Here is a 25,267-nt window from a genome sequence, read left to right as displayed (position 1 = left end):
ACAGAAGCGGACCCAAAGGCGAGTAAAGGCCTCCCACCCCGTACTCTCGTCCCTTGTGAATACGCGCGCGGGACAGGCACCTCGGCATGACGAGGTCGTACGCGTGCGTGGGCTGACCAAGACCTACCCGGCCGTCAAAGGGCGGCGCGGGACGCCCGGCACCCCCGAGGTGCGGGCCACCGACGGGGTCGAGCTGGATGTGCGGCGTGGCGAGGTCTTCGGGCTGCTCGGTCCGAACGGTGCCGGCAAGTCCACCCTCGTGCGGCAGCTGACCGGGCTGCTGCGACCCGACACCGGCCGCGTCGAGATCCTCGGCCACGACATCGTGAAACACCCCGAGCGGGCCGCGCGGATCCTCGCCTACCTGGGCCAGGAGTCCTCCGCCCTGGACGAACTGACCGTCTCCCTCGCCGCCGAGACCACCGGACGCCTGCGCGGCCTGGACGTTCGGCGGGCGCGGGCCGAGCGGGACGCCGTACTGGAGGAACTGGGGCTCACCCGGATCGCCGGGCAGGCGCTGAAGAAGCTGTCCGGCGGACAGCGGCGGCTCGCCTGCCTCGCCGCCGCCCTCGTCGGGGAGCGGCCGCTGCTCGTGCTGGACGAACCGACCACCGGCATGGACCCGGTGGCCCGGCGCGCCGTCTGGGCGGCCGTGGACCGGCGGCGGGCCGAGCACGGTACGTCCGTGCTGCTGGTCACCCACAACGTCATCGAGGCCGAGACCGTGCTCGACCGGGTCGCCGTGCTCGACCGGGGCCGGGTCATCGCCTGCGACACCCCGGCGGGGCTCAAGGAACGGGTCGCCGACGAGGTACGGGTCGAGCTGGTGTGGCGCGAGCGGGCGCCGCTGGAGGTGCCCGAGGTCGCCGTGCTGCGCGAGCGGGCCGTGGAGTCCGGCCGGCGCTGGACGCTGCGGCTGGTGCCCGAGGAGGCCCGCGCCGTCGTCGCCACCGTGACCGGCGGGGCCGCTTTCGCCGCCCTGGACGACTTCACGCTCGCCACGCCCAGCCTGGAGGACGTCTACCTGGCGCTGGGTGGCGCGGCCCGGCAGGGGCTGGTGAAGGCATGAGCGCGCGGGCCGCGGAATGCGTATGGATGTGCGCGGCTGCCGTAGGGAAGAGGAGCAGTTCGTCGTGAGTGTCGTACCCGCCGAGGTTCTGCCGGGCGGCGCCCGGGCCGTGCCGGAAACGGCACCGGGCGCGGCCGAACTCGGCCCGCCCGCGCGGCTGTGGCCCTCGCTGGTGGCCGTCTACCGGGCGCAGCTGTCCCGGGCCCGGGTGGCCCGCATCCCGCTGCTGTTCGTGGCGACCTTCCAGTCCGTCGGCATCACCGTGATGATGCGGGGCGTCGTCGACAGCGGCAGCGAGGCCCAGTCCGTGGTGGCCGGATCGTCCGTGCTGGTCGTCGCCTACGTGGCACTGAACCTGCTGTCCCAGTACTTCGGGCAGCTGCGGGCCAGCGGCGGCCTCGACCACTACGCCACCCTGCCGGTGCCGCCGGCCGCGGTGGTGCTGGGCGCGGCGGCGGCGTACGCCTCCTTCACGGTGCCGGGGACCCTGGTGACCGCCGTCTTCGGATGCGTGCTGTTCGGGCTGCCGCTGTCCAATCTGTGGATCCTGGTGGCCGTGATCCCGCTCGCCGGGGCCGCGCTGGCCGGGCTCGGCGCCGCCTGCGGTCTGCTCGCGCCCCGGCCGGAACTGGCCACGCTGCTCGGGCAGCTGGGCATGTCGGCGGCGCTGCTGCTGGGTGTGCTGCCGGCCGACCGGATGCCGGAGATCGTACGGCTGGCCCGTGAGCTGCTGCCCTCGACCTACGGCGTGGAGGCCTACGCCCGGACCTTCGGGGCACACCCGGACTGGGCCGTCGTCCTTGTTGACCTGGGGGTGTGCGCCGGTGTCGGAGTGGTTTCGCTGGCCGTGGCGACCTGGGCGTACCGCAGGGCCGCCGTCCGGTGACGCGGCGCACAGCGCGACCTGGCACGATATTCAGGTGACCGCACCGCTGACTCCGCCTCCTCCACCGCATGACAACTCTCCGCACCAGGGCTGGCAGGCGCCGCCGCCTGCCGGTGCGCCGGGCGCGGGGGCGTACGAACAGGACGGCCCCGGGATGAAGACCGAAGTGCGGGAGGCCGCCGTGGTCACGGTGGCGCTGGCGCTCGGCGGGGTGCTGCTGGGGCTGCTGTGGTGGTGGCTGGCGCCGCACGTGCCGTTGGTCGGCGACTCGGTCGACAAGAGGTGGGTCGTCTATCTCAAGGACAGCGAGGGGGAGCAGGCGGCCGGGGTGGACGGAACGTTCACGCTGCTGGGCCTGGGCTTCGGGCTGGTCAGTGCGGTCGTTGTCTTTCTGCTGCGGCGGCGCGGGGGTGTGCCGTTCGTTGTGGCACTGGGCCTTGGCGGGCTGCTCGGGTCGTTGCTGGCTTGGCGGCTCGGGGTGTGGCTCGGGCCGGAGTCCGACGTGCTCGCGCATGCGAAGGCCGTGGGCAAGGGGGTGACGTTCTCGGCGCCGTTGAAGCTGGGGGCCAAGGGGGCGTTGCTGGCTTGGCCGATTGCGGGGCTGCTGGTGCATCTGGGGTTGACCGCGCTGTTCGGGCCGAGGGACCCTGAGCCGCCGTATCCGCAGCAGCCGTAGCCGGGACTCCGCCAGGGACTTCCGCCCTGGACCCCGTTTCCCACCCGTCCACCCGCCTCTGTGAGCTGGAAGGCGACCGGTAGGACGAGGCCGTCAGCCCCGCCAGATCGATGCCGGCACCGCTCCCGTCAGACCCGGATCGGCCGGGGCGTGCACCCGCGCCGCGCCCGCTTCAGCCCCGGTCAGTAGGCGCGTGCACCCGTCGTCCGTCAGCGCTGCCGCATCGGCGCCGGCGCCGGTCCCGTCAGCCCCGGCCAGGTGGCGCGAGCGCTCGCCCCCGTCAGCCCCGTCCAATGGGCGCGAGCACCGCCCCCGTCAGCTTCGTCAGGTCGTCCGGGGCCAGTTCGACCTCCAGACCCCGGCGACCCGCCGACACGCAGATCGTCGTGTGGGCCTGCGCCGAGTCGTCGAGGACCGTCGGGAGCTTCTTGCGCTGGCCGAGCGGGGAGATGCCGCCGCGGACATAGCCGGTCGTACGCTCGGCGAGGGCCGGGTCGGCCATGGTCGCCCTCTTGCCGCCCACCGCCGCCGCGAGGGCCTTCAGGTCCAGGGAGCCGGCCACCGGGACCACGCCGACGACCAGGGCGCCGTCCACGTCGGCGACCAGGGTCTTGAAGACGCGGTCGGGGGAGACGCCCATCGCCTCCGCCGCCTCCTCGCCGTAGGAGGGGTGGGAGGGATCGTGGTCGTAGGAGTGGACCGTGAAGTCCACGCCCGCCGCCGTCAGGGCCACCGTCGCGGGCGTACCGCCCGCCCGTGACTCGTGCCGCTGCTTCTTCGACTTCTTCGCCATCGGAGTGTCTCGGCCTCGGTCTTCCCGGTCTTCCTCAGTTCAGGCTCGTCGGTGTCCGCGTCAGTTCGAACGCGGGCAACGAGGGCAGATTACGGATGATGGCCGTCTCGGAGCGAAGGAGTTTCAGCTCGTCCCGCAGACGGGACGCGGTGTCCGGGGCCTGGAGCAGGCGCTGCTTGGTAGGGGTGTCGTGCACCATCGCCGCGGCCACCAGGTACGACACCACGCTCGGGTCGTCCGGCAGCTCGCCGGTGGACAGCGAGCGCTCGCGGGCGCCCGCCAGTCGCTTCTGGTACTGGCGGAAGGACCGCAGGACCCCCTCGGCCAGCGCCCCGGCCTCGTCGCCGGGCTCCTCCGGCAGTTCCTCCAGCTCGGCCGTCAGGAACGGACCCGTCGCGTCCACGGACAGCAGCCGCATCCGGGTCGTACCGGTGGCCAGTACCTCGAACGTGCCGTCGGCCCGTTCCCGGATGGTCGCCGCGTCCGCCACACAGCCCACCCCGTGGAAGGCCTTCAGCGGGTCGGGGCCGAAGCCTGCGGCCGGGCCCCGTTCCGGCTGTGCCGTGGGATCCGGCATGCCCGAGGCGCTCGGCGCCACCTCGTGGCCGTCGCGGATGGCCACGACGGCGAACCGGCGCGATTCGTCCTCGGGGGTCTTGAGCAGCTCGCGCATCATGGCGCGATAACGCTCCTCGAAGACGTTCAGCGGCAGCACGAGCCCCGGGAACAGCACCGAGTTCAGCGGAAACAGGGGGAGACGGGCGGTGGTCACGGCGCCCCAGCCTAGTGGTCACCGGCGCCGGCGTGTCCGCCGTGCTCGCCGAGGGGGTCCTGGGGCACCGGTATCAGCCCGGCCGGGACGGGCCGGGGGCCGGCCGCCAGAAGGTGCTCGCGCAGCCGCAGGAAGTGGCCGAGCGGGTCGTCCGAGAACCGCTCCCAGGGGAAGGACGTGGCGTACGGGCCGATCAGGCGCAGCTGGCCGCGGGCATCCTCCCAGCGGTCCAGCCGCATGAGGACGTACAGGAGCTTGTTGCGGACCTCGGCGGGCCACGGGTCGGCCGCCGGGAACCGGCCGGAGAGCGCGACCGCCCGGTGCGCCGCCGCGTCCAGCCGCCGGCGCGGCACCTCGGGTCCGCAGCCGTCGGTCAGATAGCCGAAGGCCGCCCGGGCCGGCAGCGCCTGCACGAGCGAGTCGGGCGGGGCGTCCTGCGCGGCCCGGTCGGCGAAGTCGAAGCACTCGTGGTGCGAGCCGTGCCAGAGGGCGGCCAGGTAGCGCAGGGCGGCCACATGGCAGCCGTAGTGGTGCGGGGCGCGCCGGACCGCCGCCTCCCACAGCTCCTCGAAGTACCGGTGCCCGGCCCGGGAGCCGCGCGCGTGGTCGAGCGCGATCCGCCAGGGCACCGGGTCGCGGTCGTCCGCGCGGGCGGCGGCCGTGATGAGCGGGCTCACCTCGCGCAGCAGCTCGGCGCGGGCCGGGGACGGCCAGACCCGGTCCACCGCCAGCTGGGCGCCGATGAGCAGGGCGTCGGGGTCGCCGGGGACGGCCGTGCGCCACCCCTCGAACCACTCGGGGCGGGAGCGGGCGAAGGCGGCGAGGCGCCTGACGTACCGGTCGCGGTTCTCCCACTCGGCCGCGGCGCGGGTGGCGGCCAGCAGCTCGGCCGCGACGGTGTACTCGCCCCGGCCGGCCGCGACCAGCGCGGGCGAGAGGCGGTCGTCGGGCGCGTCGAGCACGGCCTCGTCCCCGGCCGGCGGGCGGCCGGCCGGGGAGGCGTGGCGTTTGGTCATCCGGGTGGGGCGGATGAACGAGGGCAGCAGAGCCATGGTGTCGACCATTGAAAGACCGCAGGTCGGGGGTGCGCCAGAGGGTTCGGGCAAGTTGCGGAAGGTTGTACGGCCGAAGGTCAAGGACCGGTAAAAGGTGACTGTTCAACCATTGTGGTGAATGTGTCGGCGTACGGTGAATTTTTCGGAGAAGGGGGAACCTTTTCGGCGGCCGGGCGATCGGGGATCAGTTGCGTCGGAGCAGCCGCGTCGCCCCCGCCGCCACCGTCGTCGCCAGGATCCAGCCGAGCAGGATCACCACCGCCGCCAGCCACTGCCAGCCGCCGCGCAGCCGCCACTGGCCGGCCTGGCCCAGGTCGATCACCGGCAGCAGCAGGTCCAGGGTGAACAGCGCCGGACTCCAGGACGGATGGCCGTCGTGGTTCACCGGCGGATGGTCCGCGTGCGCGAACGCGAGCGTGCCCGCCGCCCACAGCACCGCCATCCACACCGCGGCGCGGCCTGGACGGTAGCCGTAGGCGACCGTCCAGTCCTGGACGTAGCCCCAGAACTTCCCGGCCAGCGGAAGCGTCTCGCGGCGCCGGCGCTGTTTGGCGAGCAGCACCTCGCGCGCGTCCTCGTCCTCCCCGGCCGCGCGCAGCACCGAGGCCAGCCGTTCGTACGGCTCCGGAGCGTACTCGGCGGTGCCCGCCGCCACCCAGTCCAGGCGCCTGGCCAGCGGGAAGGGGCCCTGCGGGACCAGGTTCTCGTAGGCGAAGCCGGCCATGTGCAGATTGCCGGTGTCCGGCCAGCTGCCCGCCCGGTCCACCAGGTTGACGATCCGCGCGCCGGACAGCACCACCTTGCCGCGCTCCGGTTTGTCCCCGAGGAAGCGCAGCTCGGGCGTCTGCACCCGGCGCAGCGACAGTTCCTGGTCCTCGGTGAAGCCGAACCGGGCCCGCTCCAGGTCGACGGCGTCCCCGAACCGCCCGTCGTCCAGGCGCACCCCGCCCCGGCACTCGAACCGCTGGATCCGGGTCCCGCGCGCGGGTGTCGTCCCGCTCAGCAACGGGCTGCCCACGCCGGCCGGCGTCAGGTACAGGGTGCGCTCGACCGTCAGCTGGGGCGCGTTCAGGGCGAGCCGGGAGTAGGGGTTGGCGAGTCTCGCGCCGCGCAGGCTGAGCGAGACGCCGACCTTGGCGCCGCGCAGGCTCAGCTCACCGTGCGACTCCAGCATCTCCGCCTGCAGGTCCTGGCCGACGGTCATACCGTCCGCCGCGATCGACCGGCCGCTGCGGTCGCGGTAGACGATCGCCTGGTTGAGCAGCAGATCGGTGCCGATCTGTGCGTCGGTCAGCCGGACCCCGTTCTGGAAGCGGCAGCGCGGCAGATGCAGATCGCCCTCGGTGTGCACCCGGGCCGCCTCCAGCCGCGGTACCGAGCAGTCCACCAGGCGCACGGTCGTGAACCGGGCCTCCGGCACCCGGACCTCGTCGTCGAAGCGGCAGCCACGCAGCTCCACGTACGGCGTGACCGTGCCGCCCGCCAGATCCAGCGTGTCGGTGATCCGTACGCCGACGAGCTTCAGGGCGGACACCCGGCCCGCGAGCGCGGGCGGGCCGTCCAGCAGCAGCCAGCAGACGATGCGCGCCCGCACGGTCCGCTCGGGCCCCCAGGGGTGGCCGCCGTGCGGATCGTCCACGACGGCGTCCCCGCTGCTCAGGTCGTACATGCTGCCGTTGCGGAAGGCCTGCCACATGCCCGCCTCGGCCGCGGTCAGGTCGTCCGGCAGGTCCCCGGCGCGGATGCCGGCCCCCTCGGTCACCGCTCTTCCTTCTTCCTCGCCCGTCCGGGCTACTTGTGAGTCACCTGTGTCGTACAGGCGTTCATGCCCGATGCGTGACACCCGGAACACCCACGTGAAGGTGATCTTCCAGGTTCGGCCACCCTATGTACCAGCCATTGGCCCACGTTCTGTATCAGCCATTGATACGCGCGAACGGCTCCCGACGCCGGTCTGAGAGAATTGGGACTGTGATCTCCCGAATCGATCTGCGCGGCGACGCCCTTCCCGAGGGCCCCGCCCTGCGCGACCTGCTGCCCCGAGCCGACTTCGACGTTCAGACCGCCCTGGAGAAGGTGCGTCCGATCTGCGAGGCCGTGCATCATCGGGGTGACGCGGCGCTGATCGACTTCGCCGAGAAGTTCGACGGAGTACGGCTGGAATCCGTCCGCGTCCCGGCCCGGGCGCTCACCGACGCGCTCGACGGCCTCGACCCGGCCGTGCGGGCCGCCCTGGAGGAGTCCATCCGCCGCGCCCGCCTGGTCCACCGCGAGCAGCGCCGTACGACCCACACCACCCAGGTGGTGCCCGGTGGCTCCGTGACCGAGAAGTGGATGCCGGTCGAGCGCGTCGGTCTGTACGCGCCCGGCGGCCGCTCGGTGTACCCCTCCTCCGTGGTCATGAACGTGGTGCCCGCCCAGGAGGCCGGCGTCGAGTCCATCGCGCTCGCCTCCCCGCCGCAGGCCGAGTTCGGCGGGCTGCCGCACCCGACGATCCTCGCCGCCTGCGCCCTGCTCGGCGTCGACGAGGTCTACGCGGCCGGCGGCGCCACCGCCGTCGCGATGTTCGCCCACGGCACCGAGTCCTGCCCGCCCGCGAACATGGTCACCGGCCCCGGCAACATCTGGGTCGCCGCCGCCAAGCGCTACTTCACCGGCAAGATCGGCATCGACGCCGAGGCCGGCCCGACCGAGATCGCGATCCTCGCGGACGAGACCGCCGACCCGGTGCACGTCGCCTCGGACCTGATCAGCCAGGCCGAGCACGACCCGCTCGCCGCCGCCGTCCTCGTCACCGACTCCGTCGAGCTGGCGGACGCGGTGGAGAAGGAGCTGGAGCCGCAGGTCGCGGCCACCAGGCACATCGAGGACCGCATCCGCCCGGCCCTCGCGGGCAAGCAGTCCGCGATCGTCCTCGTGGACGGCCTCGAGGAGGGACTCCGGGTGGTCGACGCGTACGGCGCCGAGCACCTGGAGATCCAGACCGCCGACGCGCCGGCGGTGGCCGACCGGGTGAGGAACGCGGGAGCGATCTTCATCGGCCCCTGGGCCCCCGTGTCACTCGGCGACTACGCGGCCGGGTCCAATCACGTCCTGCCCACCGGTGGCTGCGCCTGTCACTCCTCGGGCCTGTCCGTCCAGTCCTTCCTGCGCGGCATCCACATCGTCGACTACACGAAGGACGCGCTGGCCGAGGTCGCGCACCACGTGGTGACCCTGGCCGAGGCGGAGGACCTGCCGGCGCACGGCGCGGCGATCAAGGCCAGGTTCGGCTGGAAGGTACCCGAGACCAAGTGACCCGCATCGACGATCTCCCCGTACGGGACGAGCTGCGCGGCAAGTCCCCTTACGGCGCGCCCCAGTTGGACGTCCCCGTACGGCTGAACACCAACGAGAACCCCTACCCGCTGCCCGAGCCGCTGGTCGAGCGGATCACGGAGCGGGTACGGGAGGCCGCCCGCAACCTGAACCGCTACCCCGACCGGGACGCGGTCCAGCTGCGCACGGAGCTGGCCGCATACCTGACGAAGACGGGCAAGTACCCGCTCGGCATCGAGAACGTGTGGGCGGCCAACGGCTCCAACGAGGTCATCCAGCAGCTGCTGCAGACCTTCGGCGGACCGGGCCGCACGGCGATCGGCTTCGAGCCGTCGTACTCGATGCACGCGCTCATCGCGCGCGGCACGGGCACGGCCTGGATCTCGGGTCCGCGCAACGAGGACTTCACGATCGACCTCCCCGCCGCCGAGCGGGCGGTCGCCGAGCACAGGCCGGACGTCGTCTTCATCACCACCCCCAACAACCCCACGGGCAACGCGGTCCCGCCCGAGACGGTCCTCGCGCTGTACGAGGCGGCCCAGGCGGCCAGGCCGTCCATGGTGATCGTGGACGAGGCCTACATCGAGTTCAGCCACGGTGACTCGCTGCTGCCGCTGCTGGAGGGCCGCCCGCATCTGGTCGTCTCCCGCACCATGTCGAAGGCGTTCGGTGCCGCCGGCCTGCGCCTCGGCTATCTCGCCGCCGACCCCGCGGTCGTGGACGCCGTGCAGCTCGTACGGCTGCCGTACCACCTCTCGGCGATCACCCAGGCGACCGCCCTGGCCGCGCTGGAGCACACCGACACGCTGCTGGGATACGTCGAGCAGCTGAAGTCGGAGCGGGACCGGCTGGTCTCCGAGCTGCGGGCGATCGGTTACCAGGTGACGGAGTCCGACGCCAACTTCGTGCAGTTCGGCCGGTTCGCGAACGCCCACGAGGCCTGGCGGAAGATCCTCGACCGGGGCGTCCTGGTCCGGGACAACGGCGTGCCCGGGTGGCTGCGGGTGTCCGCCGGCACCCCGGAAGAGAACGACGCGTTCCTCGACGCGGTCCGTGAGTTGCAGTGTTTCGTGGGGGACACCCCCACGCCCCCGAAGGAGCTTGAGGTATGAGCCGCGTAGGACGCGTGGAGCGCACCACGAAGGAGACCTCGGTCCTCGTCGAGATAGACCTCGACGGCACCGGGAGGACCGACATCAGGACGGGCGTCGGCTTCTACGACCACATGCTCGACCAGCTCGGCCGGCACGGCCTGTTCGACCTGACCGTCAAGACCGACGGCGACCTGCACATCGACTCCCACCACACCATCGAGGACACCGCCCTCGCGCTCGGCGCCGCCTTCAGGCAGGCGCTCGGCGACAAGGTGGGCATCTACCGCTTCGGCAACTGCACGGTCCCACTGGACGAGTCGCTCGCCCAGGTGACCGTCGACCTGTCCGGCCGCCCCTACCTCGTGCACACCGAGCCCGAGAACATGGCGCCGATGATCGGCGAGTACGACACGACGATGACCCGGCACATCCTGGAGTCCTTCGTCGCCCAGGCGCAGATCGCGCTGCACGTGCACGTGCCGTACGGGCGCAATGCGCACCACATCGTGGAGTGCCAGTTCAAGGCGCTGGCCCGGGCGCTTCGTTACGCTTCGGAGCGCGACCCGCGCGCGGCCGGCATCCTCCCCTCCACGAAGGGCGCGCTGTAACCCATGACCGGTCTGTCGACCCTTCTGATCGTCGTCGGCCTCTTCCTGGTCGGCGGCATCGTCTCCTTTGTCAAGCAGAAGATGCCCACGAGCCTGATCGTGCTGCTCTCGATCGGCGCGGCCCTGTGCCTCGTCGCGGGTGTCATGCGGCTGGAGGTGTGGAATTGAGCGCCACCAAGCGAGTAGTCGTCTTTGATTACGGCTTCGGCAACGTCCGGTCCGCCGAGCGCGCCCTCGCACGCGTGGGCGCCGACGTCGAGATAACGCGCGACTTCGACAGGGCGATGAACGCCGACGGCCTGCTTGTGCCGGGCGTCGGCGCCTTCGCCGCCTGCATGCGGGGGCTGCGCGCCGCCCGCGGCGACTGGATCGTCGACCGCCGGCTGTCCGGCGGGCGCCCGGTCATGGGCATCTGCGTCGGCATGCAGATCCTCTTCGCGCGCGGCATCGAGCACGGCGTGGAGGCCGAGGGCCTGGACGAGTGGCCCGGCACGGTCGAGCCGCTCCAGGCCGACGTCGTGCCGCACATGGGCTGGAACACCGTCGACGCCCCGGCCGGCTCGCAGCTGTTCGCCGGCCTCGACGCCGACGCCCGCTTCTACTTCGTGCACTCCTACGCGGTCCAGGACTGGACCCTGGAGGCGCACAACCCGGTGATCGAGGCACCCAAGGTCACCTGGTCGACGCACGGCAAGCCCTTCGTGGCCGCCGTGGAGAACGGCGCCCTGTGGGCCACCCAGTTCCACCCCGAGAAGTCCGGCGACGCCGGCGCCCAGCTCCTCACCAACTGGATCGGAACCCTGTAGACCATGGCCAAGCTCGAACTCCTCCCCGCCGTCGACGTCCGCGACGGCCAGGCCGTACGCCTCGTGCACGGCGAGTCCGGGACCGAGACCTCCTACGGCTCCCCGCTGGAGGCCGCCCTCGCCTGGCAGCGGTCCGGCGCCGAGTGGCTGCACCTGGTCGACCTGGACGCCGCGTTCGGCACGGGTGACAACCGGGACCTGATCGCCGAGGTCACCAAGGCGATGGACATCAAGGTGGAGCTGTCCGGCGGCATCCGTGACGACGACACCCTCGCCGCCGCTCTCGCCACCGGCTGCACCCGGGTGAACCTCGGCACCGCCGCCCTGGAGACCCCGGAGTGGGTCGCCAAGGTCATCGCCGAGTACGGCGACAAGATCGCGGTTGGCCTGGACGTGCGCGGCACGACCCTGCGCGGCCGCGGCTGGACCCGCGACGGCGGCGACCTCTACGAGACGCTGGAGCGCCTCGACAAGGAGGGCTGCGCCCGCTACGTCGTCACCGACATCGCCAAGGACGGCACCCTTCAGGGCCCGAACCTGGAGCTGCTGAAGAACGTGTGCGCCGTCACCGACCGCCCGGTCGTGGCCTCGGGCGGCGTGTCGTCCCTGGACGACCTGCGCGCCATCGCCGAGCTGGTACCCCTCGGTGTGGAGGGCTCCATCGTCGGGAAGGCCCTGTACGCGAAGGCGTTCACGCTGGAAGAGGCCTTGGAGGCGGTAGCCCGGTGAGCGACGTACGACGCCTGAGGACTGGCGCGCCCTGGGAGGAGGAGTTCGGCTACTCCCGCGCGGTGGAGCTGCCGAACGGATTGGTGCTGGTCTCGGGCTGCACGTCCCTCGTGGACGGGCAGATCGCCGGGGGCGGCCCGTACGAGCAGGCGATCAACGCCTTCAAGGTCGCGCTGTCCGCGCTCGCGCAGGTGGGACTCGGCCGGGACGACGTCGTGCGCACGCGCATGTACCTCACGCACGCCCGGGACGTGGACGAGGTCGGGCGGGCTCACAAGGAGCTGTTCGACACCGTCCGGCCTGCCGCATCCATGATCATCGTCTCCGGTTTCGTGGACCCCAGCCTGGTCGTCGAGGTCGAGGTGGAGGCGTTCCGAGGAGTATCCGCATGACCCTGGCCGTACGAGTCATCCCCTGCCTGGACGTCGACGACGGCCGGGTCGTCAAGGGCGTCAACTTCCAGAACCTGCGCGACGCGGGCGACCCCGTCGAGATGGCCAAGGTGTACGACGCCGAGGGCGCCGACGAGCTCACGTTCCTGGACATCACCGCGTCCTCGGGCAACCGGGAGACGACGTACGACGTGGTGCGCCGCACCGCTGAGCAGGTGTTCATCCCGCTGACGGTCGGCGGCGGTGTCCGCACGGCCGAGGACGTGGACAGGCTGCTGCGGGCCGGTGCCGACAAGGTGGGTGTGAACACCGCGGCCATCGCCCGCCCGGACCTGATCCGCGAGATCGCCGAACGCTTCGGCCGGCAGGTCCTGGTGCTGTCGGTGGATGCCCGCCGCACCGAGTCCGGTTTGTTCGAGGTGACCACCCACGGCGGCCGTCGCGGCACCGGCATCGACGCCGTCGAGTGGGCGCACCGGGCCGCCGAGCTGGGCGCGGGGGAGATCCTGCTCAACTCCATGGACGCGGACGGCACGAAGGACGGCTACGACCTGGAGATGATCGCCGCCGTCCGTAAGCACGTCACCGTCCCGGTGATCGCCTCGGGCGGCGCTGGCAGGCTGGCCGACTTCCCGCCGGCCATCGCGGCGGGCGCGGACGCGGTGCTGGCCGCGTCGGTCTTCCACTTCGGGGACCTGCGGATCGGCGAGGTGAAGCAGACGCTGCGGGAGGCGGGGCACCCCGTCCGGTAGGTCCGGATTCCGCAGGCGGATCCACCGATGCGAAAGAGAAGTTGCGCAAGAGATGTTGCGCAACTTTTCTTTCGCGTCTAGCCTCCCCCGCATGGCAGGCAAGGAGAACCGGCGGATCACGGATGTCGGGACGCTGAAGGCGCTCGCGCATCCGCTGCGGGCGAATCTGTACCGGCTGCTGTGCGTCGAGCGGGTGGCCACCGCGTCCCGGCTCGCCGAGCACGTGGACGAGGCCGTGTCCCTGGTCAGCTATCACCTGCGCAAGCTGGCCGAGCACGGGCTCATCGAGGAGGCCGAACCGCAGACCGCGGACGGGCGGGAGCGGTGGTGGCAGCCCTCGTCGGACGGCGTGAGCATCCGGGACGCGGACTTCCGTGACGAACCGGGCAAGGCCGCGGCCCACTTGGCGGCCGCCCGTCTCTTCCACGATCAGCGTGCCGACCACTACCGCCGCTACCTGGACGAACGCCCCACCTGGAGTCCGGAGTGGAACACCGCGTCCGTGGACAGCGAGTCCTGGATGCGGCTGACTCCGGCAGAACTCACCGGGCTGAAGCAGGAGTTGGAGGCGGTCCTGCGCAAGTACGACGCGCAGGGCCGGGATGCCGAAGCCGCCGGCGAGGCCGAGGGACGCGAACACGTCGCGCTGTTCATGTACGGCTTCCCGTTCCGCCTCTGAGAGAGGGCACCGCCGTGACCGTCCTGTCCGACATATCCGCCCAGCAGCTCGAAGAGACCGACCGTCCCGCCCACCGCGACCCCAACGTCCTGCGCTGGCTCGCCGCCTACACCTCCTCGATGCTCGGCGACGGCGTCTACTACCTCGCCCTGTCCTGGGCCGCGGTCCAGGCCGGTACACCGGCCCAGGCCGGTCTCGTGATGTCCGCCAGCGCGCTGCCCCGGGCCGTGCTGATGCTCGGCGGGGGAGTGATCGCCGACCGGCTGGGCCCGCGCAGAGTCGTCATCGCCAGTGATGCCGTGCGCTGCGCGGCCGCCCTGGCCGTGGCCGCCCTGCTGTTCCTCAGCAGCCCCGGGCTGTGGCCGCTCGCCCTGCTGGCGCTGGTCTTCGGCACGGTCGACGCGGTCTTCATGCCCGCCGTCGGCGCCCTCCCGGCCCGTCTCACCGGCAAGGGCCAGCTCGCCCGGGTCCAGGGCATGCGCGGCCTCGCCATCCGCTTCGCCACCGTGGTCGGCGCCCCGCTCGGCGGCCTCGGCGTGGCCGTCGGCGGTGCGTCGGCCGCCTTCGCTCTCGCCGGGCTGCTCATCGCCGTCTCCGTGCCGCTGCTGGTCTCCGTACACGTGCGGGACCTGCCCGGAGACGACACGCCCGGCGCCGGCGGAACCACCGCCTGGCGGGACCTCGCGGCCGGCCTGCGCTACATCCGCCGCCACCGTGTCCTCGCCCCGCTGATGCTGGCCATCGCCCTCGGCGACCTCGGTTTCGTCGGCCCGCTCAACGTCGGCCTGACCCTGCTCGCCGACCGGCGCGGCTGGGGCGCCTCCGGGGTCGGCTGGGTGCTCGCCGGGTTCGGCGTCGGGGCGGGCGCCGCCTCGCTGCTGCTGACCGTGCGCGGCCGGGTGCCCCGCGCCGGACTGGTCACCGGGTGCGCGTGCGTCGCGGGCTCCGTGGCCATCGGCGCCCTCGCCTTCGTCCCCGGGCTCGTCGCCGCCGCGGGGGTGTCCCTGGTCGTGGGCCTGCTCGCCGGACTCAGCGGCGCCCTGTGCGGGGCCCTGCTGCAGACCCGGTCCGACCCCGCGTACCTCGGCCGGGTCACCGCCGTCGCCAGCCTGGTCAGCCTCGGTGTCGCCCCGCTGAGCATGCCGTTCACGGCCGGCGCGATCGGGGCGTGGGGGCTCGCCCCGGTCTTCGTGGTCAGCGCTGTGGTGTGCGGCCTCGGCGGGGTCGTCGCCCTCGCCGTCCCGGGCCTGCGCCGCGCGGAACTGCCCGGCTGACCCTCACTCCTTCGGCTGCACCAGCTGCACCAGATTGCCGACCGTGTCGTCGAACACCGCCGCGAGCACCGGCCCCTGCTCCCGCGGCTCGTGCGTGAACCGGACACCGAGACCGCTCAGCCGCTCGTACTCCGCCCGGAGGTCGTCCACGGAGAAGACGATGCACGGGATGCCCACCTCGTACAGCGCCCTGCGGTACGGATCCGCGATGGGGCCCTGCCCGGGCTCCAACAGCAGCTGGAGATCCGGCTGGGCCCCCTGAGCCCCGACCGTGACGAACAGCGTGCCGTCCCCGAGGTCCATGTGGATCCGCGTCTCGAAGCCGAGGACCTCCGTGTAGAAGGCGTGCGCCCTGGCCACGTCGTCCACGTACACGCCCGTCATCGCGACCTTGATCATCGGGCGTGCCCTCTCAGATGCCCAGTTGCCTGGACTCGTGCAGCCTGTCGATCGCGTCCGCGTCGCCGTCCAGCTCCACCTTCGCCGCGTTCTGCCGGCCGAGGGCGAACAACAGCAACTCCGACGGCTCGCCGGTCACCGTGACCACCGGAGCGCCTCGGCGCACCACCGCCGTCTGGCCGTCCGGGCGGCGCAGCACCAGCCCCGTCGGCACGCCCCGGCCCAGCAGCCGCGCGGTGCGCTCCAGCCGGGACCACAGCGCGTCCTGGAAGACCGAGTCCAGCTCGCGCGGGCTCCAGTCCGGCTGGGCACGGCGGACGTCCTCGGTGTGGACGTAGAACTCGACGATGTTGGCCGCCTCGTCGACCTGCTTGAGCTGGAAGGGCGAGAAGCGCGGCGGGCCCGTACGGATCAGCTGGACCAGCTCCTCGTACGGCTTGGCGGTGTACTCGGCCATCACCTTCTCGAGGCGCGGCGCGAGCTGCTTGATCAGCGTGCCTCCCGCCGCGTCCGGGCGGCGTTCGCGCACGATCACGTGCGCGGCCAGGTCCCGGGTCCGCCAGCCCTCGCAGAGGGTCTCGGCGTCCGGACCGACGGTTTCCAAGAGATCGGCGAGCAGAAGCCGTTCACGCTTGGCGAAGGTCGACATGCTGTCAGCCTACGACCCCGAGGTCGGCCCGCCCACCCGTCACCCGGCCACCACCCCCGAACGGCCGCTTCCCGCCGCCGTGACCATTCCATGGACGCGGCCCCGGCCGTGCCGGCGCGGCGCGGCACAATGGCACCCATGACCAGTACGACCGGTACCCCCCGGCCCAGCAGCCTCGACCCGGAGATCGCCGCGCGCCTCAAGCGCGGCACGGGCGGTCTCCTCCCCGCCATCGCCCAGCAGTACGACACCGGTGAGGTGCTCATGCTCGGCTGGATGGACGACGAGGCGCTGCACCGGACCCTGACCACCGGCCGCTGCACCTACTGGTCGCGCAGCCGCCAGGAGTACTGGGTCAAGGGCGACACCTCCGGCCACTTCCAGTGGGTGAAGTCGGTCGCCCTGGACTGCGACGCCGACACGCTGCTGGTCAAGGTCGACCAGGTGGGCGCCGCCTGCCACACCGGCGCGCGCACCTGCTTCGACGAGGACGTGCTCCTCAAGGACGCCGATTCCGGCGTACCCGCCTCCGATCAGTAAGGTCAGCGGCCATGGACCTCGAGACCTTCCGCAAGCTCGCCACCGACCGGCGTGTCATCCCGGTCACGCGCAAGCTCCTCGCCGACGGCGACACCCCGGTCGCGCTCTACCGCAAGCTCGCCGCCGAGCGCCCCGGCACCTTCCTGCTGGAGTCCGCGGAGAACGGCCGCTCCTGGTCCCGGTACTCGTTCGTGGGCGTCCGCAGCGCCGCCACGCTGACCGCGCGGGACGGACAGACCCACTGGCTCGGCACCCCGCCCGTCGGCGTACCCACCGACGGCGACCCGCTCCAGACCCTGCGCGCCACGATCCAGGCCCTGCACACCCCCCACCAGGAGGGCCTGCCGCCCTTCACCGGCGGCATGGTCGGCTACCTGGGCTACGACATCGTCCGCCGCCTGGAGAAGATCGGCCCCGGCGAGCGCGACGACCTCGGGCTGCCCGAGCTGACCATGCTGCTCACCAGTGATCTCGCGGTCATGGACCACTGGGAGGGCTCGGTCCTGCTGATCGCCAACGCGATCAACCACAACGACCTCGACACCGGCGTGGACGAGGCCTACGCCGACGCCGTGGCCCGCCTCGACGCCATGGAGGCCGACCTCACGCGCGCGGTGGCCCAGCCCCCGGCCGTCCTGCCGCCCTCCGAGCTGCCCGAGTACACCGCGCTGTGGGGCGGACCGGAGTTCCAGACGGCCGTCGAGGACATCAAGGAGCGCATCCGCGCGGGCGAGGCCTTCCAGGTCGTGCCCTCCCAGCGCTTCGAGACCCCGTGCACGGCGAGCGCGCTGGACGTCTACCGGGTCCTCAGAGCGACCAACCCCTCGCCGTACATGTACCTCTTCCGCTTCGACGGGTTCGACGTCGTCGGCTCCTCACCGGAAGCGCTGGTGAAGGTCGAGGACGGACGCGCGATGGTGCATCCCATCGCCGGCACCCGGCACCGCGGGGCCACCCCGCGGGAGGACCAGGCCCTCGCCGGGGAACTGCTCGCCGACCCCAAGGAGCGGGCCGAGCACCTGATGCTGGTGGACCTCGGCCGCAACGACCTGGGCCGGGTCTGCGAGCCCGGCTCCGTCGAGGTCGTCGACTTCATGTCCATCGAGCGCTACTCGCACGTGATGCACATCGTCTCCACGGTCACCGGCAAGGTCGCCGAGGGCCGCACCGCCTTCGACGTGCTCACCGCGTGCTTCCCGGCCGGCACCCTCTCCGGCGCCCCCAAGCCGCGCGCGATGCAGATCATCGACGAACTGGAACCGTCGCGGCGCGGGCTGTACGGCGGTTGCGTCGGCTATCTGGACTTCGCCGGCGACTCCGACACCGCGATCGCCATCCGCACCGCCCTGCTGCGGGACGGCACGGCGTACGTCCAGGCCGGAGCCGGCATCGTCGCCGACTCCGACCCGGTGGCGGAGGACCAGGAGTGCCGCAACAAGGCGGCCGCGGTCCTCCGCGCGGTGCACACCGCCAACCGGCTGGGCAAGTAGGGCGCTTCTCATAGCAACCCCGGGTGACGGTTCGCCCGGGGTTCAGGCGATAGTGGAGTACGTGACTGCTGCTCCCCACCCCCGTTCCGAAGCCGCCGCACCCCTCCGGTCCGGCCGGCGGAGCCTCGCCGTGGCCCTCCTGTGCGGCGCCCTCGGCGCGGCCGTGGTGCTGCTCGCCACCCGGCAGCGCTGGGCGGCGGGCACCGCGACGGTGGCCGGCGGCGCGTTCCCGCTGACCGCGAAGGGCAACGACGTCACCGGCGTCCCCGCGGCCCTCGCCATAGTGGGCCTCGCCGCGCTCGTCGCCGTCTTCGCCGTCCGCAAGGCCGGCCGCCTCCTGGTCGCCGCCCTGCTCGCGCTCTCCGGGGCCGGCATCGCCGCCGCCGCCCTCGTGGCCGCCTCCGACAGCTCCGCGCTGGACGAGAAGGCCGCCCAGGTGAGCGGCGACACCTCCGCCACGGTCGGCGCGCTCACCCACACCGGCTGGCCCTACGTCGCGGCCGTCGGCGGCGCCCTCATCCTGCTGGCCGGCCTGCTCGCCCTGCGCTACGGCAGCCTGTGGCCCGCCATGTCCGGCCGCTACGAGCGCGGTGCCGACCGCCCGCGCCGCACGGCCCGCCCGGCAGACCCGGAGCGCCCCGAGGAGATCTGGAAGGCCCTGGACCGGGGCGAGGACCCGACGGGGGCCTGAACCGAGCGAACCGGGGCGGGCGTGCCCTGGCGGGCTGCTCTGGTGGCGGTGCGCGCGGGTGCGACCTGATGTGGTGAAACAGACTCCACCCCCGCGTCCGGTACGCGCACGCGTACGGGACAATGGACGGCGAGTGTCCGGCTCGGACAGTGACGGGCGGGCTCGGAACCGTACGGACACCCACCAACGACACGTACACAGCAACGAGGAGCAAGTCATGGCGGGCAGCAGCCACGGTCACACCCCGGCCGCCTGGACCGGCGTCACCATCGCCTTCATCGGTTTCTGCGTCGCGGGCGCCTTCATGGTGATGGCCCAGCCGCTCGGCTTCTGGGCCGGCATGGCGATCGTGGTCCTCGGTGGCGTGGTGGGCGCCATCATGCGCGCCATGGGCCTCGGCCAGCCGAAGGAGGAGCGCGCCCTCCCGCACCAGGCTCCGGCCGCGACCCCCGAGCCGGCCGTCGTCGAGGGCTGAGCCCCACGGCTTGCCGCGAGGGGCGGCCCGGCATCCGAAAGGATGCGGGCCGCCCCTCGTCGTGTACCGGGCCCCCGGCGCACCGGGTCCCGAACGCCAGAGCGCGCGCGTCCTCGTGCGTTCCCCGGTCGGCCCTCCTCGCGCGCGCGTGCCGGGCCGCCGGGGCAGAATGCCGCCGTGAACGCCGACAGCCGCACGGCCCCGCCCCCGGCTCCGCACCCCGCGCCGCCCGCCCCCGTGTGGCGGCGGCTCGCCGTCCCTGCCGGGCTGTTCGCCGCCGCCGCAGCAGCCTTCGCCTACGTCGGCACCGTCGACCCCAACGAACCCGGCCACTACCCCGTCTGCCCCCTGTACCGGCTCACCGGCCTGTACTGCCCCGGCTGCGGCGGGCTGCGCAGCGCGCACGCCTTCGTCCACGGCGACCTCCTCACCGCGCTGCGGGACAACGCGGCGGGCGTGGCCGCCTATCTGGCCTTCGCGGTGCTGTGGACCGTCTGGATGGTCCGCACGATGCGGGGCAGGCCGGCGCGGCTCGACCTGGGACCGGCGCAGCTGTGGACGATCGGCGCGCTGCTGCTGGTCTTCACCGTGGTCCGCAATCTTCCGGTCGGCAGCTGGCTGCGCCCGTGACCGCTCGGCGAATGTCCAGGTAGTGGGACCGCCATCCACCGGATGCGAGGCCCGCGCGTTCCTGCGGATACCATTTCAGTGACTACGGGTTCGCGAAACCTGAAGGAACCACCGCCAGGAAGGGGGCCGCTCGCGTGAGTGTGCTCGACGAGATCATCGACGGAGTCCGTGCCGACCTCGCGGAGCGGCAGGCGCGCGTCAGCCTCGACGAGCTCAAGGAGCGCGCGGCCAAGGCCCCGGCCGCCAAGGACGGGGTGGCCGCGCTCAGGGGCGACGGCGTCAAGGTGATCTGCGAGGTCAAGCGCTCCAGCCCCTCCAAGGGCGCGCTGGCCGCGATCGCCGACCCGGCGGGGCTCGCCGCGGACTATGAGGCGGGCGGTGCTGCCGTCATCTCCGTCCTCACCGAACAGCGCCGCTTCGGCGGCTCGCTGGCCGACCTGGAGGCCGTCCGCGCGCGGGTGGACATCCCGGTCCTGCGCAAGGACTTCATCGTCACGTCGTACCAGCTGTGGGAGGCACGCGCGTACGGAGCCGACCTCGCGCTGCTGATCGTGGCCGCCCTGGACCAGCCGGCCCTGGAGTCGCTGATCGAGCGTGCCGTCTCCATCGGGCTCACCCCGCTCGTCGAGGTGCACGACGAGGACGAGGTGGAGCGGGCCGTGGACGCGGGCGCCAAGGTCATCGGCGTCAACGCGCGCAACCTCAAGACCCTGGAGGTCGACCGGGGCACCTTCGAGCGGATCGCCCCGGAGATCCCCGACTCCATCGTGAAGATCGCCGAGTCCGGTGTCCGCGGCCCGCACGACCTGATCGCCTACGCCAACGCGGGCGCCGACGCGGTGCTGGTCGGCGAGTCCCTCGTCACCGGACGCGACCCGAAGGCCGCCGTCTCCGACCTGGTCGCCGCGGGCGAGCACCCCGCACTACGGCACGGGCGGAGCTGAATCTCCCGCTAAGCTGGCTCTCGATGATGCTTCCGATCACCCCGGCGACACGGGACGCCTATGCCCGCCTCGCCCGTGGCTGCCGACCCCGCGGCTGCCGTGCCCCCGCGCGACGGGTGCACGGGCGGCGGGTCCGCTATGTGATCGGCGACGAGCCCGGCCAGGTGAACGGCATGCGATGGCGTCACGCCGCGTGCGCGTCACCTGCGGTGAGCTGAGCCGACCTGCCTTGTTGAAGGCCGGTTGACCTGTGTCACCGCTGCCCGGACCGGCCAGGGGGCTCCGCCCCCGGAGACCCCCGGGTCCCTTGCCCACTCCACCACCCGACGCGGTCGGCGGGAGAGCGGTCCTCGTGGCTCGCGGCCCGGAAGGTCCGCCCTGCCGACGGTAACGGCGGGCGGTGGGCAAGCACCCTCGAGGACAGCAGCGCGCACGCATCGACACGTACCCCAAGTCCAGCAACCCGGGGCGCACGCCCCTGCGAGGTATCCGTATGCCCAGCGAGTTCTTCATCCCTGACCCCAGCGGCCAGGTGCCCAGCGCCGAGGGCTACTTCGGCGCGTTCGGCGGCAAGTTCATCCCGGAGGCCCTGGTCGCCGCCGTGGACGAGGTCGCCGTCGAGTACGACAAGGCGAAGGCCGACCCCGAGTTCGCCCGTGAACTCGACGACCTGCTCGTCCACTACACCGGCCGCCCCAGCGCCCTCACCGAGGTGCCGAGGTTCGCCGAACACGCCGGTGGCGCCCGGGTGTTCCTCAAGCGGGAAGACCTCAACCACACCGGCTCCCACAAGATCAACAACGTCCTCGGCCAGGCCCTGCTCACCAGGCGGATGGGCAAGACGCGGGTCATCGCCGAGACCGGCGCCGGTCAGCACGGTGTCGCGACCGCGACCGCCTGCGCGCTCTTCGGCCTTGACTGCACCATCTACATGGGCGAGATCGACACCCGGCGCCAGGCCCTCAACGTGGCCCGCATGCGCATGCTCGGCGCCGAGGTCGTCGCCGTGAAGTCGGGCAGCCGCACCCTCAAGGACGCCATCAACGAGGCGTTCCGCGACTGGGTCGCCAACGTCGACCGCACCCACTACCTGTTCGGTACGGTCGCCGGCCCGCACCCCTTCCCGGCCATGGTCCGCGACTTCCACCGGGTCATCGGCGTCGAGGCCCGCCGCCAGCTGCTGGAGCGTGCCGGCCGCCTGCCCGACGCGGCCATCGCCTGCGTCGGCGGCGGTTCCAACGCCATCGGTCTCTTCCACGCCTTCATCCCCGACGAGGGCGTCCGGCTCATCGGCTGCGAGCCCGCCGGACACGGCATCGAGACGGGGGAGCACGCGGCCACCCTGACCGCGGGCGAGCCCGGCATCCTGCACGGCTCCCGGTCCTACGTCCTGCAGGACGAGGAGGGCCAGATCACCGAGCCGTACTCGATCTCGGCCGGTCTGGACTACCCGGGCATCGGCCCCGAGCACTCCTATCTGAAGGACTCCGGCCGCGGTGAGTACCGCGCGGTCACCGACGACGCGGCCATGCAGGCCCTGCGCCTGCTGTCGCGCACCGAGGGCATCATCCCGGCCATCGAGAGCGCCCACGCCCTCGCCGGCGCCCTGGAGGTCGGCAAGGAACTGGGCAAGGACGGCCTGATCGTCGTCAACCTGTCCGGCCGCGGCGACAAGGACATGGACACCGCCGCCCGTTACTTCGACCTGTACGACACCGACGCCGAGGTGGCCGCCAACGAAGCCGACACCGCCGAGATCGAGGGGGACGCCAAGTGAGCGGGACCAGGCAGCTGTTGACGGACACCCTTGCCGCCGCCAAGGCGGAGGACCGGTCCGCGCTCATCGCCTACCTCCCGGCCGGCTTCCCGACCGTGGACGGCGGCATCGAGGCGGTCAAGGCCGTTTTCGACGGCGGCGCCGACGTCGTCGAGGTCGGCCTGCCGCACAGCGACCCGGTCCTGGACGGCCCGGTCATCCAGACCGCCGACGACATCGCCCTGCGCGGCGGAGTCAAGATCGCGGACGTCATGCGCACGGTCAAGGAGGCCCACGCGGCCACCGGCAAGCCCGTCCTCGTCATGACGTACTGGAACCCCATCGACCGCTACGGCGTCGAGCGCTTCACCGCCGAGCTGGCCGAGGCGGGCGGCGCGGGCTGCATCCTGCCCGACCTGCCGGTCCAGGAGTCGTCCCTGTGGCGGGAGCACGCCGAGAAGCACGGCCTCGCGACCGTGTTCGTCGTGGCGCCGAGCAGCAGGGACGAGCGCCTCGCCCAGATCACCGCGGCGGGCAGCGGCTTCGTCTACGCCGCCTCGCTCATGGGCGTCACCGGCACCCGTGAGTCCGTCGGCGCGCAGGCCCAGGACCTGGTCGAGCGCACCCGTGCCACCGGCACCGGACTCCCCGTCTGCGTCGGGCTCGGCGTCTCCAACGCGGCCCAGGCCGCCGAGGTCGGCGGCTTCGCCGACGGCGTCATCGTCGGCTCCGCGTTCGTCAAGCGGATGCTGGACGCCCCGGACCACGCCTCCGGCCTCGAGGCGGTCCGTGAGCTGGCCGGTGAGCTGGCGAAGGGCGTGCGCGGACAGGCGTAACCGCCGTAATCGTCCGTAGCCGTCCACAACGGAAGATTCGGTCACTCGAACGGGTGGACCTCAGGCCGGGGAGGCGCGCTGCGCCTCCCCGGTTCGTTCTGGGGGTGTGAGCGAGAAGAACCGTGACGAAAAGCGCATGGCCCGGGAGCGGCTGGCGGCCGAGCGCGAGAAGCAGAAGGCCGCGGAGAAGCGGCGGCGCACACTGATCATGGGCGCGAGCGTCGTCTGCGTCCTGGGCCTCGCGGCGGTGATCGGCGTGATCGCCGCGAACGCGGGCAAGGACAAGGGGAGCAGCAGCGCGGGCCCGGTCGTGGCGCCCTCGGGCGCGCAGGGCAAGGACAGCCTCGCGATCCCGGTGGGCAAGGACGGTGCCAAGTCGACGCTCACCGTCTGGGAGGACTTCCGCTGTCCGGCCTGCCAGGCCTTCGAGACGGCGTACCGGCCGACGCTCCACGAACTGGCCGACGCCGGCAAGCTCAGAATCGAGTACCACCTCGTGCGGCTGATCGACGGCAACCTCGGCGGCAGCGGCTCCCTGCGCGCGGCCAACGCCGCGGCCTGCGCCCAGGACGCCGGAAAGTTCCGCGACTACCACGACGTGCTGTACGCGAACCAGCCCAAGGAGACCGACGACGCCTACGGCAGCGACGCCAGGCTGATCGAGCTGGCCGGCAAGGTGCGCGGCCTGGACACTCCCGCCTTCCAGAAGTGCGTGAAGGACGGCTCCCACAAGAGCTGGGTGGCCAAGTCGGACAAGGCCTTCCACTCCGGCGGCTTCACCGGCACGCCGACCGTTCTGCTCGGCGGCAGGAACATCTACCAGGACCAGGCGATGACCCCGGCCAAGCTCAAGCAGATGGTGGAGGCGGCCGACAAGGGGTAAGCGTTTCTCACGCCCCCGTTATGGACCCGTAGCCGGGCTGCTTGCCGTCCCCACTCCCCGGCACGGTAGCGTCGGACCTGCCATGGAACTTGCCTACATTCCCAGCCCGTCGCACGGGGTGCTGTATCTCGGCCCCATCCCGCTGCGCGGCTATGCCTTCTGCATCATCATCGGCGTCTTCGTCGCCGTCTGGCTCGGCAACAAGCGCTGGATCGCCCGCGGCGGACGGTCCGGCACGGTCGCCGACATCGCGGTCTGGGCCGTGCCGTTCGGTCTGGTCGGCGGCCGGCTCTACCACGTGATCACGGACTACGAGCTGTACTTCAGCGAGGGCCGTGACTGGGTGGACGCCTTCAAGGTGTGGGAGGGCGGCCTCGGCATCTGGGGCGCGATCGCGCTCGGTGCGCTGGGCGCGTGGATCGGCGCGCGGCGCCGGGGCATCCCGATGCCCGCGTACGCCGACGCCGTCGCGCCGGGCATCGCGTTCGCGCAGGCCATCGGCCGCTGGGGCAACTGGTTCAACCAGGAGCTGTACGGCCGTGAGACACATGTTCCGTGGGCACTTCACATCACCTCCTCCGAGGGCGGCCGGGTGCCGGGCTACTACCACCCGACCTTCCTCTACGAGTCCCTGTGGTGCATCGGCGTCGGCCTCCTCGTCATCTGGGCCGACCGCCGCTTCAAGCTGGGCCATGGCCGGGCGTTCGCCCTGTACGTCGCCGCGTACTGCCTGGGCCGCGGCTGGATCGAGTACATGCGGGTGGACGACACCCACCACATCCTGGGGCTCCGCCTCAACGACTGGACCGCGCTGATCGTCTTCCTGCTGGCCGTGACGTACATCGTGGTGTCGTCGAAGAAGCGGCCGGGGCGGGAGGCCGTGGTGGAGCCGGCTGCCTCCGACACTGTCCCCGCCGGCGCGGCCGGCGGTACGGAGACCGTCGCCGAGGCCGAGGCCGAGGACGAAGACGAGGCGAAGGCCGAGCCGGGTGCCGAGGAGGCGAAGGACGAGGCCGAGTCGGCTCCGAAGAAGGGCTGACGGCTGGCGGTGTCGACGCCGAGGGCGCCCGG

General features: G+C 72.3%; 29 protein-coding genes. 23 read left to right on the top strand and 6 right to left on the bottom strand.

What is annotated here, in order from left to right:
• The first annotated feature begins 55 nt into the window (after positions 1 to 55).
• From ABZ079_RS19015 to ABZ079_RS19005, 3 genes are all read left to right on the top strand, one after another.
• Positions 56 to 1,069, top strand: a complete 1,014-nt coding sequence (locus tag ABZ079_RS19015; RefSeq protein ID WP_356940576.1) for an ABC transporter ATP-binding protein — start codon at positions 56 to 58, stop codon at positions 1,067 to 1,069.
• Between the two features lie 64 nt (positions 1,070 to 1,133).
• The gene (locus ABZ079_RS19010; RefSeq protein ID WP_356940575.1) at positions 1,134 to 1,955 is read left to right on the top strand and encodes an ABC transporter permease; all 822 of its coding nucleotides are present in this window, start codon (positions 1,134 to 1,136) and stop codon (positions 1,953 to 1,955) included.
• A gap of 34 nt (positions 1,956 to 1,989) precedes the next feature.
• Positions 1,990 to 2,631 carry an AAA family ATPase gene (locus ABZ079_RS19005; RefSeq protein WP_356940574.1) on the top strand — a complete coding sequence of 214 codons (642 nt, stop codon included), beginning with the start codon at positions 1,990 to 1,992 and terminating at the stop codon, positions 2,629 to 2,631.
• 280 nt (positions 2,632 to 2,911) lie between these two features.
• Here the strand turns inward: ABZ079_RS19005 and ybaK are convergent, their stop codons facing one another.
• The 4 genes from ybaK to ABZ079_RS18985 form a co-directional block, all read right to left on the bottom strand.
• Positions 2,912 to 3,424: a Cys-tRNA(Pro) deacylase gene (gene ybaK, locus ABZ079_RS19000; protein WP_356940573.1), complete on the bottom strand. Its 513-nt coding sequence runs from the start codon at positions 3,422 to 3,424 to the stop codon at positions 2,912 to 2,914.
• Between the two features lie 34 nt (positions 3,425 to 3,458).
• A complete protein-coding gene (locus ABZ079_RS18995; RefSeq protein ID WP_356940572.1) occupies positions 3,459 to 4,196 on the bottom strand; it encodes an LON peptidase substrate-binding domain-containing protein in 738 nt (245 codons plus the stop codon).
• Positions 4,197 to 4,207: 11 nt separating this feature from the next.
• Positions 4,208 to 5,260 carry a hypothetical protein gene (locus ABZ079_RS18990; RefSeq protein ID WP_356940571.1) on the bottom strand — a complete coding sequence of 351 codons (1,053 nt, stop codon included), beginning with the start codon at positions 5,258 to 5,260 and terminating at the stop codon, positions 4,208 to 4,210.
• A 175-nt stretch (positions 5,261 to 5,435) separates the two neighbouring features.
• The gene (locus ABZ079_RS18985; RefSeq protein WP_356940570.1) at positions 5,436 to 7,013 is read right to left on the bottom strand and encodes an oxidoreductase; all 1,578 of its coding nucleotides are present in this window, start codon (positions 7,011 to 7,013) and stop codon (positions 5,436 to 5,438) included.
• A 209-nt stretch (positions 7,014 to 7,222) separates the two neighbouring features.
• Between ABZ079_RS18985 and hisD the strand changes: the two genes are divergently transcribed.
• The 10 genes from hisD to ABZ079_RS18935 all read left to right on the top strand — a co-directional run bounded on the left by hisD (position 7,223) and on the right by ABZ079_RS18935 (position 14,903).
• Complete coding sequence (gene hisD / locus ABZ079_RS18980; RefSeq protein WP_356940569.1) at positions 7,223 to 8,548, top strand: histidinol dehydrogenase; 1,326 nt, start codon at positions 7,223 to 7,225, stop codon at positions 8,546 to 8,548.
• Entirely contained in the window at positions 8,545 to 9,681 is a 1,137-nt protein-coding gene (locus tag ABZ079_RS18975) for a histidinol-phosphate transaminase (RefSeq protein WP_356940568.1), read from the top strand. The genes hisD and ABZ079_RS18975 overlap by 4 nt, the downstream gene beginning before the upstream one ends.
• Entirely contained in the window at positions 9,678 to 10,271 is a 594-nt protein-coding gene (gene hisB / locus ABZ079_RS18970; protein WP_356940567.1) for an imidazoleglycerol-phosphate dehydratase HisB, read from the top strand. Before ABZ079_RS18975 ends, hisB begins: the two co-directional genes overlap by 4 nt.
• Before the next feature lie 3 nt (positions 10,272 to 10,274).
• On the top strand, positions 10,275 to 10,439 hold the full coding sequence (locus tag ABZ079_RS18965; RefSeq protein ID WP_356940566.1) for a hypothetical protein: 165 nt from the start codon (positions 10,275 to 10,277) through the stop codon (positions 10,437 to 10,439).
• Positions 10,436 to 11,077 carry an imidazole glycerol phosphate synthase subunit HisH gene (hisH, locus tag ABZ079_RS18960; protein ID WP_356940565.1) on the top strand — a complete coding sequence of 214 codons (642 nt, stop codon included), beginning with the start codon at positions 10,436 to 10,438 and terminating at the stop codon, positions 11,075 to 11,077. Before ABZ079_RS18965 ends, hisH begins: the two co-directional genes overlap by 4 nt.
• Before the next feature lie 3 nt (positions 11,078 to 11,080).
• Positions 11,081 to 11,806 carry a bifunctional 1-(5-phosphoribosyl)-5-((5-phosphoribosylamino)methylideneamino)imidazole-4-carboxamide isomerase/phosphoribosylanthranilate isomerase PriA gene (priA, locus tag ABZ079_RS18955; protein WP_356940564.1) on the top strand — a complete coding sequence of 242 codons (726 nt, stop codon included), beginning with the start codon at positions 11,081 to 11,083 and terminating at the stop codon, positions 11,804 to 11,806.
• On the top strand, positions 11,803 to 12,198 hold the full coding sequence (locus ABZ079_RS18950) for a RidA family protein (protein WP_356940563.1): 396 nt from the start codon (positions 11,803 to 11,805) through the stop codon (positions 12,196 to 12,198). Before priA ends, ABZ079_RS18950 begins: the two co-directional genes overlap by 4 nt.
• Positions 12,195 to 12,950 carry an imidazole glycerol phosphate synthase subunit HisF gene (gene hisF / locus ABZ079_RS18945; RefSeq protein WP_356940562.1) on the top strand — a complete coding sequence of 252 codons (756 nt, stop codon included), beginning with the start codon at positions 12,195 to 12,197 and terminating at the stop codon, positions 12,948 to 12,950. Before ABZ079_RS18950 ends, hisF begins: the two co-directional genes overlap by 4 nt.
• Before the next feature lie 91 nt (positions 12,951 to 13,041).
• Positions 13,042 to 13,629 (top strand): helix-turn-helix domain-containing protein, encoded by a 588-nt coding sequence (locus ABZ079_RS18940; RefSeq protein ID WP_356940561.1) that lies wholly within the window; start codon positions 13,042 to 13,044, stop codon positions 13,627 to 13,629.
• A gap of 23 nt (positions 13,630 to 13,652) precedes the next feature.
• A complete protein-coding gene (locus ABZ079_RS18935) occupies positions 13,653 to 14,903 on the top strand; it encodes an MFS transporter (protein ID WP_356940675.1) in 1,251 nt (416 codons plus the stop codon).
• Between the two features lie 3 nt (positions 14,904 to 14,906).
• Here the strand turns inward: ABZ079_RS18935 and ABZ079_RS18930 are convergent, their stop codons facing one another.
• Complete coding sequence (locus tag ABZ079_RS18930; protein WP_356940560.1) at positions 14,907 to 15,302, bottom strand: VOC family protein; 396 nt, start codon at positions 15,300 to 15,302, stop codon at positions 14,907 to 14,909.
• A 13-nt stretch (positions 15,303 to 15,315) separates the two neighbouring features.
• Positions 15,316 to 15,951 (bottom strand): TIGR03085 family metal-binding protein, encoded by a 636-nt coding sequence (locus tag ABZ079_RS18925; protein WP_356940559.1) that lies wholly within the window; start codon positions 15,949 to 15,951, stop codon positions 15,316 to 15,318.
• Positions 15,952 to 16,089: 138 nt separating this feature from the next.
• On the opposite strand from ABZ079_RS18925, the gene hisI reads away from it, so the two are divergent.
• The 10 genes from hisI (at position 16,090) to lgt (ending at position 25,235) form a co-directional block, all read left to right on the top strand.
• Positions 16,090 to 16,491, top strand: a complete 402-nt coding sequence (gene hisI, locus ABZ079_RS18920; protein ID WP_356940558.1) for a phosphoribosyl-AMP cyclohydrolase — start codon at positions 16,090 to 16,092, stop codon at positions 16,489 to 16,491.
• 11 nt (positions 16,492 to 16,502) lie between these two features.
• Positions 16,503 to 17,981, top strand: a complete 1,479-nt coding sequence (locus tag ABZ079_RS18915; RefSeq protein WP_356940557.1) for an anthranilate synthase component I — start codon at positions 16,503 to 16,505, stop codon at positions 17,979 to 17,981.
• 52 nt (positions 17,982 to 18,033) lie between these two features.
• The gene (locus ABZ079_RS18910; RefSeq protein ID WP_356940556.1) at positions 18,034 to 18,672 is read left to right on the top strand and encodes a TIGR02234 family membrane protein; all 639 of its coding nucleotides are present in this window, start codon (positions 18,034 to 18,036) and stop codon (positions 18,670 to 18,672) included.
• A 217-nt stretch (positions 18,673 to 18,889) separates the two neighbouring features.
• Complete coding sequence (locus ABZ079_RS18905; RefSeq protein ID WP_356940555.1) at positions 18,890 to 19,147, top strand: HGxxPAAW family protein; 258 nt, start codon at positions 18,890 to 18,892, stop codon at positions 19,145 to 19,147.
• Positions 19,148 to 19,384: 237 nt separating this feature from the next.
• Entirely contained in the window at positions 19,385 to 19,777 is a 393-nt protein-coding gene (locus tag ABZ079_RS18900; protein ID WP_356940674.1) for a DUF2752 domain-containing protein, read from the top strand.
• 134 nt (positions 19,778 to 19,911) lie between these two features.
• On the top strand, positions 19,912 to 20,721 hold the full coding sequence (trpC, locus tag ABZ079_RS18895) for an indole-3-glycerol phosphate synthase TrpC (protein ID WP_356940554.1): 810 nt from the start codon (positions 19,912 to 19,914) through the stop codon (positions 20,719 to 20,721).
• 493 nt (positions 20,722 to 21,214) lie between these two features.
• A complete protein-coding gene (trpB, locus tag ABZ079_RS18890; RefSeq protein ID WP_356940553.1) occupies positions 21,215 to 22,498 on the top strand; it encodes a tryptophan synthase subunit beta in 1,284 nt (427 codons plus the stop codon).
• Positions 22,495 to 23,313: a tryptophan synthase subunit alpha gene (trpA, locus tag ABZ079_RS18885; protein ID WP_356940552.1), complete on the top strand. Its 819-nt coding sequence runs from the start codon at positions 22,495 to 22,497 to the stop codon at positions 23,311 to 23,313. Before trpB ends, trpA begins: the two co-directional genes overlap by 4 nt.
• Before the next feature lie 106 nt (positions 23,314 to 23,419).
• Entirely contained in the window at positions 23,420 to 24,196 is a 777-nt protein-coding gene (locus ABZ079_RS18880; protein WP_356940551.1) for a thioredoxin domain-containing protein, read from the top strand.
• A gap of 82 nt (positions 24,197 to 24,278) precedes the next feature.
• Complete coding sequence (gene lgt, locus ABZ079_RS18875; protein ID WP_356940550.1) at positions 24,279 to 25,235, top strand: prolipoprotein diacylglyceryl transferase; 957 nt, start codon at positions 24,279 to 24,281, stop codon at positions 25,233 to 25,235.
• Positions 25,236 to 25,267 lie beyond the last annotated feature (32 nt).

This window comes from Streptomyces sp. NPDC006314 (assembly GCF_040613075.1).
Lineage (GTDB): Bacteria > Actinomycetota > Actinomycetes > Streptomycetales > Streptomycetaceae > Streptomyces.
This window is presented reverse-complemented; position numbering and strand designations above follow the sequence as displayed.

What these genes read in the sequence shown, in the direction of transcription:
- ABZ079_RS18930 (WP_356940560.1), bottom strand. Translation starts at nt 15,302, where the DNA reads ATGATCAAGGTCGCGATGACGGGCGTGTACGTGGACGACGTGGCCAGG.
- lgt (WP_356940550.1), top strand. Translation starts at nt 24,279, where the DNA reads ATGGAACTTGCCTACATTCCCAGCCCGTCGCACGGGGTGCTGTATCTC.
- trpB (WP_356940553.1), top strand. Translation starts at nt 21,215, where the DNA reads ATGCCCAGCGAGTTCTTCATCCCTGACCCCAGCGGCCAGGTGCCCAGC.
- ABZ079_RS18925 (WP_356940559.1), bottom strand. Translation starts at nt 15,951, where the DNA reads ATGTCGACCTTCGCCAAGCGTGAACGGCTTCTGCTCGCCGATCTCTTG.
- ABZ079_RS18940 (WP_356940561.1), top strand. Translation starts at nt 13,042, where the DNA reads ATGGCAGGCAAGGAGAACCGGCGGATCACGGATGTCGGGACGCTGAAG.
- ABZ079_RS18965 (WP_356940566.1), top strand. Translation starts at nt 10,275, where the DNA reads ATGACCGGTCTGTCGACCCTTCTGATCGTCGTCGGCCTCTTCCTGGTC.
- ABZ079_RS18915 (WP_356940557.1), top strand. Translation starts at nt 16,503, where the DNA reads ATGGACCTCGAGACCTTCCGCAAGCTCGCCACCGACCGGCGTGTCATC.
- ABZ079_RS18905 (WP_356940555.1), top strand. Translation starts at nt 18,890, where the DNA reads ATGGCGGGCAGCAGCCACGGTCACACCCCGGCCGCCTGGACCGGCGTC.
- ybaK (WP_356940573.1), bottom strand. Translation starts at nt 3,424, where the DNA reads ATGGCGAAGAAGTCGAAGAAGCAGCGGCACGAGTCACGGGCGGGCGGT.
- hisI (WP_356940558.1), top strand. Translation starts at nt 16,090, where the DNA reads ATGACCAGTACGACCGGTACCCCCCGGCCCAGCAGCCTCGACCCGGAG.
- priA (WP_356940564.1), top strand. Translation starts at nt 11,081, where the DNA reads ATGGCCAAGCTCGAACTCCTCCCCGCCGTCGACGTCCGCGACGGCCAG.
- hisF (WP_356940562.1), top strand. Translation starts at nt 12,195, where the DNA reads ATGACCCTGGCCGTACGAGTCATCCCCTGCCTGGACGTCGACGACGGC.
- hisB (WP_356940567.1), top strand. Translation starts at nt 9,678, where the DNA reads ATGAGCCGCGTAGGACGCGTGGAGCGCACCACGAAGGAGACCTCGGTC.
- ABZ079_RS18990 (WP_356940571.1), bottom strand. Translation starts at nt 5,260, where the DNA reads ATGGTCGACACCATGGCTCTGCTGCCCTCGTTCATCCGCCCCACCCGG.